This window comes from Streptomyces sp. NPDC001513, from assembly GCF_042894695.1.
GTDB lineage: Bacteria > Actinomycetota > Actinomycetes > Streptomycetales > Streptomycetaceae > Streptomyces.
Genome location: NZ_JBIAVU010000010.1, coordinates 316096 through 329184, shown reverse-complemented (window position 1 = coordinate 329184; position 13089 = coordinate 316096). Strand labels below are relative to the sequence as shown.

Below are 13089 nucleotides of genomic sequence, written 5' to 3'. Positions count from 1 at the left end.
GTTCACGGTGTGGCTCCGGCCCTGCTCAGGGCCTCGTACATCCGTATGGTCCGCGGCCAGGAGCGTGGTGGCGCGAACCGACTTCGAGCAGGGGGATCGCATTCGGCGATCCTTTGTTAGCCTGGGTACGGCACCGACTCGATCCAAGCCCCCGGGCCCAACCTTCGTCGCTTAGAGCGACCACTTGCCGCGAGGCGAGCATGGCGGGTCGGTGTCATAGACGTACGAATCACCAGGTCCGCGCCCTCCACCAGTGGAGGGCGCGGACCTGTTTTGTATGGACCCACCATTCCGAACACCCCTGCTATCTCGTATGGTGGAAGAGTCTTTCCGAAGTTTGTAGCTGGTTACCTTGTACTGGCTGGTAGGTGGGACGATCGGACAACAGGTCCCCAGCCGCACCTGCCATGTTCTCGGCCGGTGCACCGCGGGGCCCTGTGTCAAGCGAACCAGGGACAGAAGAGGAAACACGGTCATGGCAACGGCGCCCAGCGTCTCGTATTCGATGACGGTCCGCCTGGAAGTGCCCGCGAGCGGAACCGCGGTCTCCCAGCTCACCACCGCCGTGGAGTCCTCCGGCGGTTCGGTCACCGGCCTCGACGTGACCGCCTCCGGCCACGAGAAGCTCCGGATCGACGTCACCATCGCCGCGACCTCCACCGCGCACGCGGACGAGATCGTCGAGAAGCTGCGCGGGATCGAGGGCGTCAGCCTCGGCAAGGTCTCCGACCGAACCTTCCTGATGCACCTCGGCGGCAAGATCGAGATGGCGTCCAAGCACCCCATCCGCAACCGCGACGACCTCTCCATGATCTACACCCCGGGCGTGGCCCGCGTGTGCATGGCGATCGCCGAGAACCCCGAGGACGCGCGCCGCCTCACCATCAAGCGCAACACCGTCGCAGTCGTGACGGACGGCTCCGCCGTGCTGGGCCTGGGCAACATCGGCCCGATGGCCGCCATGCCGGTCATGGAGGGCAAGGCGGCCCTCTTCAAGCGCTTCGCCGACATCGACGCCTGGCCGATCTGCCTCGACACCCAGGACCCCGACGAGATCGTGGCCGTCGTCAAGGCCATCGCCCCCGGCTTCGCGGGCATCAACCTGGAGGACATCTCCGCGCCGCGCTGCTTCGAGATCGAGGCCCGGCTGCGCGAGGCCCTCGACATCCCCGTCTTCCACGACGACCAGCACGGCACCGCCATCGTGGTGCTCGCCGCCCTCACCAACGCACTGCGCGTGGTGGGCAAGGCAGTTGGCGACGTCAAGGTCGTCATGTCCGGCGCCGGCGCGGCCGGCACGGCCATCCTCAAGCTGCTCCTCGCGGCGGGCGTCAAGAACGCGGTGAGCGCCGACATCCACGGCGTCGTGCACGCGGACCGCCCCGACCTCGTCGACGCGGCCCCCGACTCCCCGCTGCGCTGGATCGCCGACAACACCAACCCCGAGGGCTACACGGGCACTCTGAAGGAGGCCGTGGTCGGCGCCGACGTCTTCATCGGCGTCTCGGCCCCGAACGTGCTGTCCGGCGAGGACGTCGCCGCCATGGCGGAGGGCGCCATCGTGTTCGCGCTCGCGAACCCGGACCCCGAGGTGGACCCGGCCGTCGCCCGCCAGACCGCCGCCGTCGTCGCCACCGGCCGCTCCGACTTCCCGAACCAGATCAACAACGTGCTGGTCTTCCCGGGTGTCTTCCGCGGTCTGCTGGACGCCCAGTCCCGCACCGTGAACACGGAGATGATGCTGGCCGCGGCGAGCGCGCTCGCGGACGTCGTCGGCGAGGACGAGCTGAACGCGAACTACATCATCCCGTCGGTCTTCAACGACAAGGTGGCCGGCGCGGTCGCGGGCGCCGTCCGCAAGGCGGCGTCGGGCTCCTGAAGGGCTCCTGAGGCCCTCCTGAGGCCCGCTGTGAGAGCCCTCACGGCGGGCCGCTCCCGGCGCGTCGCGAGATGCGGGCCCGGCGGGGCGCCTCTAGGGTTGCGGGGATGCCCGCGGGGTCCGCGGTCCGCAGCGGCGTGCGAGCGAAGGCATGGACGGAGCGTCACCGCGGCGTGACTGTGGCGCTTTTCGTGTGACCCCGACGGGTGCCGGATTGGCTTTCCCGCCGCTGGTGGGGGCAGGATGCGTAACCGGGCGAGAGGGTCTGACGTTCAGACCCGGGTCCGGGGACTGTCCTAGGGCCCTGGCAGCATCGGCTTCGATCTCACGCCTCTAAGGCAAGTTGAACACGGGAGTACAACATGAACCGCAGTGAGCTGGTGGCCGCTCTGTCCGAGCGCGCCGAGGTGACCCGCAAGGACGCCGACGCCGTTCTGGCCGCGCTCGCCGAGACCGTTGGCGAGATTGTCGCCAAGGGCGACGAGAAGGTCACCATCCCCGGCTTCCTGACCTTCGAGCGCACCCACCGTGCCGCTCGCACCGCGCGCAACCCGCAGACCGGCGACCCCATCCAGATCCCGGCCGGCTACAGCGTGAAGGTCTCCGCGGGCTCCAAGCTCAAGGAAGCCGCCAAGGGCAAGTAAGTCCTGCCCCGGCGCCGAGGGCCGCACAGGCTTTTGGAACGGCAGTGGTACGCAGAACGACGATGGGCGGTCACCCCCGGGCGGGGTGGCCGCCCTTCGGCTTGTCCGGGGCCGGACGGACGTGGGCGGACGGGACGCGGGGCCCCCGGGGAGCCGCGCCGGGCCGCTCCGGCCCTGGTGGTCCGGAGCGGCCCGGCAGGCCCTGTGAGGGCCCGTCAGGGCCCTTGGCGGGGCCCCGGTATGCCCGTGGCATGCCCACTCACCCGCAGAAGGCCGTGAAAAAGCCCCCCGGGCCCTCGAACGGGGCCAGGGGGGCTTTCGCGTACGCGAGTACGGCTACGGCTACGGCTCAGACGAGGTCGCCGCCGGGCAGCTCGACCTTCGCGCCGAGCTCCACGAGCTTCTCCATGAAGTTCTCGTAGCCGCGGTTGATCAGGTCGATGCCGTGCACGCGCGAGGTGCCCTCGGCGGCCAGCGCCGCGATGAGGTACGAGAACCCGCCGCGCAGGTCGGGGATGACCAGGTCGGCGCCCTGCAGCTTGGTCGGGCCGGAGACGACCGCCGAGTGCAGGAAGTTGCGCTGGCCGAAGCGGCAGGCCGAGCCGCCCAGGCACTCGCGGTACAGCTGGATGTGAGCACCCATCTGGTTGAGCGCCGAGGTGAATCCGAGGCGGGACTCGTAGACCGTCTCGTGGACGATCGACAGGCCGGAGGCCTGGGTGAGGGCCACGACGAGCGGCTGCTGCCAGTCGGTCTGGAAGCCGGGGTGGACGTCGGTCTCCAGCGCGATGGCCTTGAGCGGGCCGCCCGGGTGCCAGAAGCGGATGCCGTCGTCGTCGATCTCGAACGCCCCGCCGACCCGGCGGAAGGTGTTCAGGAAGGTCATCATCGAACGCTGCTGGGCGCCGCGCACGTAGATGTTGCCGCCGGTGGCCAGGGCCGCGGAAGCCCAGGACGCGGCCTCCAGACGGTCCGGCAGGGCCTTGTGGTTGTAGCCGCCGAGCCGGTCGACACCCGTGATGCGGATGGTCCGGTCCGTGTCGACGGAGATGATCGCGCCCATCTTCTGCAGGACGCAGATGAGGTCCTCGATCTCCGGCTCGACCGCGGCGTTGCTGAGCTCGGTGACGCCCTCGGCCAGGACGGCCGTCAGCAGCACCTGCTCGGTCGAGCCGACGGACGGGTAGGGGAGGCGGATCTTGCAGCCGCGCAGGCGCTGCGGGGCTTCCAGGTACTGGCCGCCCTCGCGCTTCTCGATGGTCGCGCCGAACTGGCGGAGCACGTCGAAGTGGAAGTCGATCGGCCGGCCGCCGATGTCGCAGCCGCCGAGACCCGGGATGAAGGCGTGGCCGAGACGGTGCAGCAGGGGGCCGCAGAACAGGATCGGGATGCGCGACGAACCCGCGTGGGCATCGATGTCGGCGACGTTGGCGCTCTCGACGTGGGTGGGGTCGAGCACCAGCTCGCCCGGCTCCTCGCCGGGGCGGACCGTCACCCCGTGCAGCTGGAGCAGCCCGCGTACGACACGCACGTCACGGATGTCGGGAACGTTGCGCAGCCGGCTGGGTTCGCTGCCGAGCAGAGCGGCCACCATGGCCTTGGGCACGAGGTTCTTCGCGCCGCGGACACGGATCTCGCCCTCAAGCGGGGTGCCGCCGTGGACAAGCAGGACATCGTCGGTGACGGTCATGAATCTCGCGTTCCGAAGAGGGGGTGGGCAGGGGGGCCAGGGAAAAGGGTAAGGGCCACCACCCCCTTGTTCGTAAGGCCGACGTGGCCGTAGGACTGTCATGAATTCGGTACAACACCCTGCGTATCCACCACATGGCGGAGCGTTGCGTTCCGGCTACTCCGTCCGTGCGCGCTCCTCACTGCTGCGGTGCGCCCTGAGCTGCGTACGATCCGATCTCTCCGCCGGGGCTCCGCAAAGCGCGAATGTGCGGGATCATGGCGGCATGACCGAGGTGTCCTCCCTCACAGGGCGGCTGCTCGTGGCCACCCCCGCCCTCGCGGACCCGAATTTCGACCGCGCGGTGGTGCTGCTGCTCGACCACGACGAGCAGGGCTCGCTCGGCGTTGTCCTGAACCGGCCCACGCCCGTCGGCGTCGGCGACGTCCTGCTCGCCTGGGCGCCCCTGGCCGGCGCCCCCGGCGTGGTGTTCCAGGGCGGGCCCGTGGCGCTGGACTCGGCCCTCGGGCTGGCGGTCATCCCGGGCGAGGAGGGGCCGCTCGGCTGGCGCCGGGTGCACGGGGCGATCGGGCTCGTCGACCTGGAGGCGCCGCCGGAGCTGCTGGCCGCGGCCCTCGGCGGCCTGCGGATCTTCGCCGGCTACTCGGGCTGGGGCCCGGGCCAGCTGGAGGAGGAGCTCGGCGACGGCGCCTGGTACGTGGTGGAGTCGGAGCCCGGTGACGTGTCCTTCCCCGACCCCGAACAACTGTGGCGGGCGGTGCTGCGCCGCCAGCGCAGCGAACTCGCGATGGTCGCCACCTATCCGGACGACCCGTCGCTCAACTGACGGGCGCGGGGTTAAGTACCCTGGGTGGCATGAGCACTCTTGAGCCCGAGCGCGGGACTGGCACGGGGACCCTCGTAGAGCCGACGCCGCAGGTGTCGCACGGTGACGGCGACCACGAGCGCTTCGCCCACTACGTCCAGAAGGACAAGATCATGGCGAGCGCGCTCGACGGCACCCCCGTCGTCGCGCTCTGCGGCAAGGTCTGGGTACCGGGCCGGGACCCGAAGAAGTACCCGGTCTGCCCCATGTGCAAGGAGATCTACGAGTCCATGGGCCCCGGCGGGGACAAGGACAAGGGCGGCAAGGACAACTAGTCCGACCCCTCTTCCTCCCTCTTTCGCGGGACCGAGGCCTCCGGCGCACCACCGTGCGTCCGGGGGCCTTTGCCGTGCCCGCGGCGCGCGTTAGGGTCGGCGCCACGAGCACTCTGCGGAACGTGCGTTGCGCAGGGCGCAACACGCTGACGCGAAGGGCCGACGCATGGACCCGCTCCCCACGGACCCGCTCCGCACGGACCTGCCCCGCACGGACCTCATCCCCGCACCCCGGGTCGCCGACCTCCACCCGGACGGGCGCCGCTTCGCCTTCGGGCCCGAGCCGCTCCTCGACGCCGGACCGGGGGCCGGGACGGTCGCGCGGTGGCTGCGGCGCGAGCTCGGGGCGGCCACCGGCTGGGAGCTGCCCGCCGCCGGGGCCGGCCGCGGCGCCGAGCTGCGGCTGCGCGTCGACCCCGACGGCGCGGGGGGCGCCGGGCCGGAGGCGTACCGCATCGACATCGGCCCGGACGGCGCCGAGCTGACGGGCGCGACGGCCGCCGGGCTGTTCTGGGCCGCCCAGACGCTGCGTCAGCTCCTCGGGCCCGACGCCTACCGGAAGGCGCCGCCGATCGGGCCGGGGCGGGCGTGGAGCCTGCCGTACGGCACGGTCGTGGACGGCCCGCGGTTCGGGTGGCGCGGGATGATGCTCGACGTGGCCCGCCACTTCACGCCCAAGGACGGGGTGCTGCGGTACGTCGACCTGCTCGCCGCCCACAAGCTCAACGTGCTGCACCTGCACCTGACGGACGACCAGGGCTGGCGGGTCGAGATCAAGCGGTACCCGCGCCTCACCGAGGTCGGCGGATGGCGGGCGCGCAGCCGGTGGGGGCACCGGGCCTCGCCGCTGTGGAACGAGACCCCGCACGGCGGCTTCTACACGCAGGACGACATCCGCGAGATCGTCGCGTACGCCGCCGAGCGGCACGTGCGGGTGGTCCCGGAGATCGACGTGCCGGGGCATTCGCAGGCTGCGATCGCCGCGTACCCGGAGCTGGGCAACACCGACGTCGTCGACACGGCGGCGCTGCGCGTGTGGGACGACTGGGGGATCAGCGAGAACGTGCTCGCGCCGACCGAGGCCGTGCTGCGGTTCTACGAGGGGGTCTTCGAGGAGCTGTTGGAGCTGTTCCCGGCGGAGGTCTCGCCCTTCGTGCACGTGGGCGGCGACGAGTGCCCGAAGGCGCAGTGGAAGGCCTCCGGCGCCGCGCAGGAGCGGATCCGCGCGCTGGGGGTGGACGGGGAGGACGGCCTGCAGTCCTGGTTCGTCCGGCACTTCGACGGCTGGCTCGCGGAGCGCGGGCGGCGGCTGATCGGATGGGACGAGATCCTGGAGGGCGGGCTCGCGCCGGGGGCGGCCGTCTCCTCGTGGCGCGGCTACGCGGGCGGCATCGCCGCCGCCGAGGCCGGCCACGACGTGGTCATGTGTCCCGAGCAGCAGGTGTACCTGGACCACCGTCAGGCGGGCGGCGGGGACGAGCCGATGCCCATCGGGTACGTGCGCTCGCTGGAGGACGTGTACCGCTTCGAGCCGGTGCCGCCGAAGCTGTCGCCGGAGGCGGCCGCGCACGTGCTGGGCGCGCAGGCCAATGTGTGGACCGAGGTGACGGAGAACCAGGACCGCGTCGACTACCAGGCGTTCCCGCGGCTGGCCGCCTTCGCGGAGGCGGTGTGGTCGCGGCTGCCGGAGCCGGAGGAGCGGGACTACCCGGACTTCGAGGCGCGGATGGCGGGCCACTACGCGCGGCTGGACGTCCTCGGGGTCGGTTACCGGCCACCGGGCGGGCCGCTGCCGTGGCAGCGGCGGCCCGGGGTACCGGGACGTCCGATCGAGGGCGCGCCCCCGAACGTGTGACACGGGCGCGGAGCGGCGGACCTGAACGGAAAGGGAACGGGTCCGGAACTCTCGCTGGATTTCCCGCTATACGGGGAAAATCGGACGTTCGGGTAGGAGGTCCGGCGAAGGCGGCACGGCGGGCGTACGGGGCGTCGGGCACCGGCCGGGCCCGGGCCGGGCCGCCGCGGGGCGCAGGGCGTGCGGGAGCCGGGCGCGGGGGCGCACGGGGGGTCGCACGGGGGCGGGGGCACGGGGTGGACCCTCGCGCCGAGCGGCCCGGAAGATGTGCCAGAGTTGCCACGTCCCGGCGGTGAGCACGTACCGTACGGCGGACAGGCGTGAGCGCCGGGACCGGGACATCGGGAAGGGGCAGCTGGGTTGACCACGCACGCACCGCACGCACTGCACGCACCGGATTCACCTCAGGGCCCCCAGGGGCCCCAGGTGGCGCAGTCCGTGACACTGCCGGCCTCGCTCGACGAGGCCGTGGCGGCGCTCACCGCCATGCCCGCGGCCGTGCCCGTCGCGGGTGGCACCGACCTCATGGCCGCCGTCAACGCCGGGCTGCTGCGGCCCGCCGCTCTGGTGGGCCTGGGACGGATCAACGAGATCCGCGGCTGGCAGTACCAGGACGGCCACGCGCTGCTCGGCGCGGGCCTCACGCACGCGCGAATGGGACGGCCGGATTTCGCCGCTCTGATCCCGGCGCTGGCCGCGGCCGCACGCGCCGCCGGCCCCCCGCAGATCCGCAACGCGGGCACCCTCGGCGGGAACATCGCCACCGCCGCGCCCACGGGTGACGCACTGCCCGTGCTGGCCGCGCTGGAAGCCGTCCTCGTCATCGTCGGCCCGGGCGGGCAGCGGGAGATCCCGGTGTCGCACCTGCTGGCCGGCCGCGAGATGCTGCGGCCGGGCGAGCTGATCGGTTTCGTCCGGGTGCCGCTGCTGCACGCGCCGCAGGTGTTCCTGAAGGCCACGGGGCGTACCGGGCCGGGGCGTGCGGTGGCGTCCGTGGGTCTCGTACTGGATCCCGCGCGCCGTGGTGTGCGCTGTGCGATCGGTGCGGTGGCCCCGATGCCGCTGCGGCCGCTGGAGGCCGAGCAGTGGGTGGCCTCGCTGATCGACTGGGACGGCGAGCGGAGCCTGGCCCCCGAGGCCCTGGAGGCCTTCGGCGAGTACGTCGCGGCCGCCTGCGTGCCCGACCAGGGGGAGCCGGTGGCTCCCGGTGTACTGCATCTGCGGCGGACGGTGGCCGTCCTGGCACGCAGGGCCCTGGGGAGGGCACTGACCTCATGAGCGAGAACGAGAACGAGAACGCGAACGTGACCCAGGGGAACGGCACGGCGAGCTGGGGCTGGGAACCGGTCCCGCAGGGCGGCGAGTACGACTCGGACGCCACGGCCTTCGTGAAACTGCCGCAGGACATGCTGGACGCGCTCGGCACCGGGGAGCCCCTCGCGGCGCCCGGGCACGGCTACGTGCCGCCGCCGATGATCGTGCCGCTCGGCACGGCCACCACCGATCCGGCGGCCACGGGTACCTGGACGATCCCGGTGCAGTGGCCGGAGGCGGGAGGTTCGGCTCCGGCCGGGCCGGCGCCCGCGGCCGGGTCGGGCGCAGGGTCCGGGTCCGGGTCGGTGGGCGGGCCGATCCCCGCGTCGATCCCGATTCCGGCGTCGGTCGCCGCGGCGTTCGCCGAGACGGAGCCGGAGCAGCAGACGGATTCGGGCGCGACGGCGGAGTGGCGGTTCCCGGAGGCGGCGCAGGAGCCCGAGACCGCGGCTTCGGCGACCGGCCAGTGGGCCGTTCCCGAGTTCTCCGAATTCCCCGGACAGCAGGGTGACTTCCGCCAGGGCGGGCTGGACGCCGACTGGAGCCAGGCCCCGGCGACGCTGCCGGGCGGCGCTCCGGCGCCGTGGGCGTACCTGACGCAGCAGCCGGCCGGGGACCCGGACGGACACCTGGGCGGGACCCTGGGCGCGGGCGTCCTGCCGGGCACGGACGAGGCCGCCGCGGCTTCGGCCGCCGCCGCGACGGCGCACGCCGCCGGGCGGCTGCTCGGCGGGCCCGGAGTGGGCGCCGCCGGGCGCGGCCCGCGCGTGCTGGGCGGCCCGGGCGTGGGCACCCCGCTCCCGGAGGGCGAGCCGGCGCACCCGGCCCCGCACGACATCGACGCCGCCCACGGCCCGGCGGCGGAGCAGGCCGAGGGCGCCCGGACCGGCGAGCACGCGGACCGCGCGGAGCCGGCCGGGTACGCGGGCCAGGCCGGGCACGGCGAACACGCGGAACACCTCGGGTACGCGGGGCACACCGGGCACGGCGCTTACGCCGGGCACGTCGGGCCGGCCCCGCACGCGGGCACCGACGGGCGCGGTTTCACCGCCTTCGGCGAAGCACCGGAGCCGGCCGCGGCCACCGAGCCCGCGGCCGCGCAGCCGGTGGCTTCCGGCGGCCTGGACCTCTTCGGCGGAGTACGGGCCGAGGCGCCGGCCGGCGCCGAGCCCGGGCAGCCCGTCGAGCCGGCGCAGCCCGGGGGCACCGACGGGCAGGGCTTCGCGGCCTTCGGCCATGCGGCGCCCGAGCCGGCGCCGGTGCCGGAGGCAGAGGCTGGGGCCGAGACCGTCGCGCACGACGTCGTGCCCGGGGCGGAGCCGGCCCGGCCGGAGCCCGGCCCCGCGGCTGCCGACGCCGGATCCCGGGAGGAGCCGGCCGCGGCGGAGACCCCGGCCGACCACACGCCGGGTGCGGACACCGCCGACAGCGCCGTGACACTCCCGGACGCGGAGACCGGCCGGGGGATCCCGGCCGAGGTGCCGACGTACGAAGAAGGAACGGCCGACGAGGCCGCCGCCCATCACGAACACCCGCAGGCCTCGTACGTACTGCGCGTCAACGGCGCCGACCGGCCCGTCACCGGCGCCTGGATCGGCGAGTCCCTGCTCTACGTGCTGCGCGAGCGCCTCGGCCTCGCCGGTGCCAAGGACGGCTGCTCGCAGGGCGAGTGCGGCGCCTGCGCCGTGCAGGTCGACGGCCGGCTGGTCGCCTCGTGCCTGGTTCCGGCCGCGACGGCCGCCGGCAGCGAGGTGCGCACCGTCGAGGGGCTCGCGACGAACGGGGAACTCTCGGACGTGCAGCAGGCGTTGTGCAGGTCGGGTGCGGTGCAGTGCGGGTTCTGCGTACCCGGCATGGCCATGACCATCCACGACCTGCTGGAGGGCAACCACGCCCCCAGCGAGCTGGAGACCCGTCAGGCGTTGTGCGGCAACCTCTGCCGCTGCTCCGGCTACGCGGGCGTCGTCGACGCCGTGCGCGAGGTCGTGGCCGAGCGCGAGGCGGCCGCCGCCGAGCCCACGGCCCAGGGCCACGCTCCGGACCACGGCCAGGGCCACGGCCACGGGCAGGGCCACGGCCAGGCTTCGGGCCAGGGGCCGGAAGCGCGCATCCCGCACCAGGCAGCGCCCGGCGAGGGCGGCATCCACCACGGAGGCACGGCGTGAGCGGGCAGGACGCGGCGACCGCGACGACAACGGTGAACACCACGGTGACGGCCCTGGCCGCCCCGTCGGCGGAGGCCTCGGAGCAGCAGGTGCCGCGCGGCATCGGCGCGTCCGTGCCCGCCACCGACGCCCGCGCCAAGACCGAGGGCACCTTCCCCTACGCCGCCGACCTGTGGGCCGAGGGCCTCCTGTGGGCCGCCGTGCTGCGCTCCCCGCACGCCCACGCCCGGATCCTGTCCATCGACACCACGGCCGCCGCCGAGATGCCCGGCGTGCGCGCCGTCGTCACCCACGCCGACGTCCCCGGCGCCACCACGCACGGCCGGCGCATCGCCGACCGGCCGGTGTTCGCGCACGACGTCGTACGCCACCACGGCGAGCCCATCGCCGCCGTCGCCGCCGACCACCCCGACACCGCGCGGCTCGCCGCGGCCGCGATCGCCGTCGAGTACGAACTCCTCGACCCGGTGACCGACCCCGAGCAGTCGTTCGGCGCGCCCGCCCTGCACCCCGACGGCAACCTGATCCGGCACATCCCGCTGCGCTACGGCGACCCGGAGGTGACCGGCGACGTGGTCGTCGAGGGCCTGTACCGGATCGGCCGCCAGGACCCCGCCCCGATCGGCGCCGAGGCCGGACTGGCCGTGCCGCGGCCCGACGGCGGCGTGGAGCTGTACACCGCCTCCACCGACCCGCACAGCGACCGCGAGCTGGCCGCCGCCTGCTTCGGACTGGAACCGGACCGCGTACGCGTCGTCGTCACCGGCGTGCCGGGCGCCACGGCGGACCGCGAGGACGCCGCCTTCCAGCTCCCGCTCGGCCTGCTCGCCCTGCGCACCGGCTGCCCGGTCAAACTGGCCGCCACCCGCGAGGAGTCCTTCCTCGGCCACACCCACCGGCACCCGACCCTGCTGCGCTACCGCCACCACGCGGACGCGGAGGGCCGCCTGGTCAAGGTCGAGGCGCAGATCCTGATGGACGCCGGCGCGTACGCCGACGCCTCCTCCGAGTCCCTGGCGGCGGCGGTGGCCTTCGCCTGCGGCCCGTACGTGGTCCCGCACGCCTTCGTGGAGGGCTGGGCGGTCCGCACCAACAACCCGCCGTCGGGCCACGTCCGCGGCGAGGGCGCCATGCAGGTGTGCGCCGCGTACGAGGGCCAGATGGACAAGCTCGCGGCCGCGCTCGGCATGGACGGCGCGGAACTGCGCATGCGCAACGTCCTGGCGACGGGAGACCTCCTCCCCACCGGCCAGACGGTGACCTGCCCGGCCCCGGTGGCGGAACTGCTGCGCGCGGTGCGCGACTTCGAACTGCCCGGCCTCCCGAAGGACACCCCGGAGGACGAGTGGCTGCTGCCGGGCGGCCCCGAGGGTGCGGGCGAGCCGGGCGCGGTGCGCCGCGGCGTCGGCTACGGCGTCGGCATGGTGCACATGCTCGGCGCGGAGGGCACGGACGAGGTCTCGACGGCCACCGTCAAGGTCGTCAACGGCGTGGCCACGGTCATCTGCGCGGCGGTCGACACCGGCCAGGGTTTCGGCACGCTGGCCCGCCAGATCGTCCAGGAGGTGCTGGGCGTCGACGAGGTGGCGGTCGCCCCGGTGGACACCGACCAGCCGCCGGCCGGCCCGTCGGCGCACGGCCGCCACACGTGGGTGTCGGGCGGCGCGGTGGAGCGCGCGGCCAAGATGGTCCGCACCCAACTCCTGCAGCCCATGGCCCACAAGCTGGGCATGTCGACGGAGCTCCTGCAGATCGCGGACGGCCGGATCACGTCGTACGACGGCGCCTTCTCGATGAGCGTCACGGAGGCGATGGAGGGCAAGGAACTCTGGGCGACGGCCCAGTGCCGCCCCCACCCGACGGAACCCCTGGACGCGGACGGGCAGGGCGACGCGTTCGTGGGCCTCGCCTTCTGCGCGATCCGCGCGGTGGTGGACGTGGACATCGAACTCGGCTCGGTACGTGTCGTGGAGCTCGCGGTCGCCCAGGACGTCGGCCGCATCCTCAACCCCCGCCAGCTGGAAGCCCGTATCGAAGCGGGCGTCACGCAGGGCGTCGGCGCGGCCCTGACGGAGAACCTCCGCACGGTCGCCGGCCTCGTCCGCCACCCCGACCTGACGGGCTACGCACTGCCGACGTCGCTGGACGCCCCGGCCGTGCGCATTGTCAAACTGGTCGAGGAACGCGACGTGGTGGCCCCGTTCGGCGCGAAGGCGGCGAGCGCGATCCCGGTGGTCACGACCCCGGCGGCGATCGCCTCGGCGGTACGGGCGGCCACGGGCCGTCCGGTCAACAGGCTCCCGATCAGGCCATCGGCGGCGGTGGCCGCGCCCAACTCGTGACCGTGTGACCCACATTGCACGTGCAACCCGGACTTGGGGCTGTCGTTGCCTGTCGCTAGA

9 protein-coding genes are annotated in these 13089 nt (G+C 73.7%); 8 read left to right on the top strand and 1 reads right to left on the bottom strand.

Going from position 1 to position 13089, the window contains the following annotated elements; genetic code table 11:
* Positions 1 to 475 precede the first annotated feature (475 nt).
* Together ACFYZ4_RS24005 and ACFYZ4_RS24000 are read left to right on the top strand one after the other, a co-directional pair.
* Positions 476 to 1879 carry an NAD-dependent malic enzyme gene (locus tag ACFYZ4_RS24005; RefSeq protein WP_351297568.1) on the top strand — a complete coding sequence of 468 codons (1404 nt, stop codon included), beginning with the start codon at positions 476 to 478 and terminating at the stop codon, positions 1877 to 1879.
* 362 nt (positions 1880 to 2241) lie between these two features.
* Positions 2242 to 2523 carry an HU family DNA-binding protein gene (locus ACFYZ4_RS24000; protein WP_007264399.1) on the top strand — a complete coding sequence of 94 codons (282 nt, stop codon included), beginning with the start codon at positions 2242 to 2244 and terminating at the stop codon, positions 2521 to 2523.
* Between the two features lie 349 nt (positions 2524 to 2872).
* On the opposite strand, the gene murA is transcribed toward ACFYZ4_RS24000, so the two are convergent.
* Positions 2873 to 4213, bottom strand: a complete 1341-nt coding sequence (gene murA, locus ACFYZ4_RS23995; RefSeq protein ID WP_351297571.1) for a UDP-N-acetylglucosamine 1-carboxyvinyltransferase — start codon at positions 4211 to 4213, stop codon at positions 2873 to 2875.
* A 265-nt stretch (positions 4214 to 4478) separates the two neighbouring features.
* Here murA and ACFYZ4_RS23990 point away from each other — a divergent pair, with 265 nt between their 5' ends.
* The 6 genes from ACFYZ4_RS23990 to ACFYZ4_RS23965 all read left to right on the top strand — a co-directional run bounded on the left by ACFYZ4_RS23990 (position 4479) and on the right by ACFYZ4_RS23965 (position 13029).
* Complete coding sequence (locus tag ACFYZ4_RS23990; protein ID WP_351297574.1) at positions 4479 to 5039, top strand: YqgE/AlgH family protein; 561 nt, start codon at positions 4479 to 4481, stop codon at positions 5037 to 5039.
* A 29-nt stretch (positions 5040 to 5068) separates the two neighbouring features.
* Positions 5069 to 5353 (top strand): DUF3039 domain-containing protein, encoded by a 285-nt coding sequence (locus ACFYZ4_RS23985; RefSeq protein WP_215018346.1) that lies wholly within the window; start codon positions 5069 to 5071, stop codon positions 5351 to 5353.
* Positions 5354 to 5519: 166 nt separating this feature from the next.
* A complete protein-coding gene (locus tag ACFYZ4_RS23980) occupies positions 5520 to 7208 on the top strand; it encodes a beta-N-acetylhexosaminidase (protein WP_390784784.1) in 1689 nt (562 codons plus the stop codon).
* 360 nt (positions 7209 to 7568) lie between these two features.
* Positions 7569 to 8486 (top strand): FAD binding domain-containing protein, encoded by a 918-nt coding sequence (locus ACFYZ4_RS23975; RefSeq protein ID WP_384344743.1) that lies wholly within the window; start codon positions 7569 to 7571, stop codon positions 8484 to 8486.
* Positions 8483 to 10687: a 2Fe-2S iron-sulfur cluster-binding protein gene (locus tag ACFYZ4_RS23970; RefSeq protein ID WP_390784783.1), complete on the top strand. Its 2205-nt coding sequence runs from the start codon at positions 8483 to 8485 to the stop codon at positions 10685 to 10687. Before ACFYZ4_RS23975 ends, ACFYZ4_RS23970 begins: the two co-directional genes overlap by 4 nt.
* A 44-nt stretch (positions 10688 to 10731) precedes the next feature.
* Positions 10732 to 13029 carry a xanthine dehydrogenase family protein molybdopterin-binding subunit gene (locus tag ACFYZ4_RS23965; RefSeq protein WP_390784801.1) on the top strand — a complete coding sequence of 766 codons (2298 nt, stop codon included), beginning with the start codon at positions 10732 to 10734 and terminating at the stop codon, positions 13027 to 13029.
* Positions 13030 to 13089: the final 60 nt, after the last annotated feature.

Excerpts from the sequence above, each read along its gene's own strand:
- ACFYZ4_RS23970 (WP_390784783.1), top strand. The coding sequence starts at position 8,483 with ATGAGCGAGAACGAGAACGAGAACGCGAACGTGACCCAGGGGAACGGC.
- ACFYZ4_RS23990 (WP_351297574.1), top strand. The coding sequence starts at position 4,479 with ATGACCGAGGTGTCCTCCCTCACAGGGCGGCTGCTCGTGGCCACCCCC.
- ACFYZ4_RS24005 (WP_351297568.1), top strand. The coding sequence starts at position 476 with ATGGCAACGGCGCCCAGCGTCTCGTATTCGATGACGGTCCGCCTGGAA.
- ACFYZ4_RS24000 (WP_007264399.1), top strand. The coding sequence starts at position 2,242 with ATGAACCGCAGTGAGCTGGTGGCCGCTCTGTCCGAGCGCGCCGAGGTG.
- ACFYZ4_RS23980 (WP_390784784.1), top strand. The coding sequence starts at position 5,520 with ATGGACCCGCTCCCCACGGACCCGCTCCGCACGGACCTGCCCCGCACG.
- ACFYZ4_RS23985 (WP_215018346.1), top strand. The coding sequence starts at position 5,069 with ATGAGCACTCTTGAGCCCGAGCGCGGGACTGGCACGGGGACCCTCGTA.
- murA (WP_351297571.1), bottom strand. The coding sequence starts at position 4,213 with ATGACCGTCACCGACGATGTCCTGCTTGTCCACGGCGGCACCCCGCTT.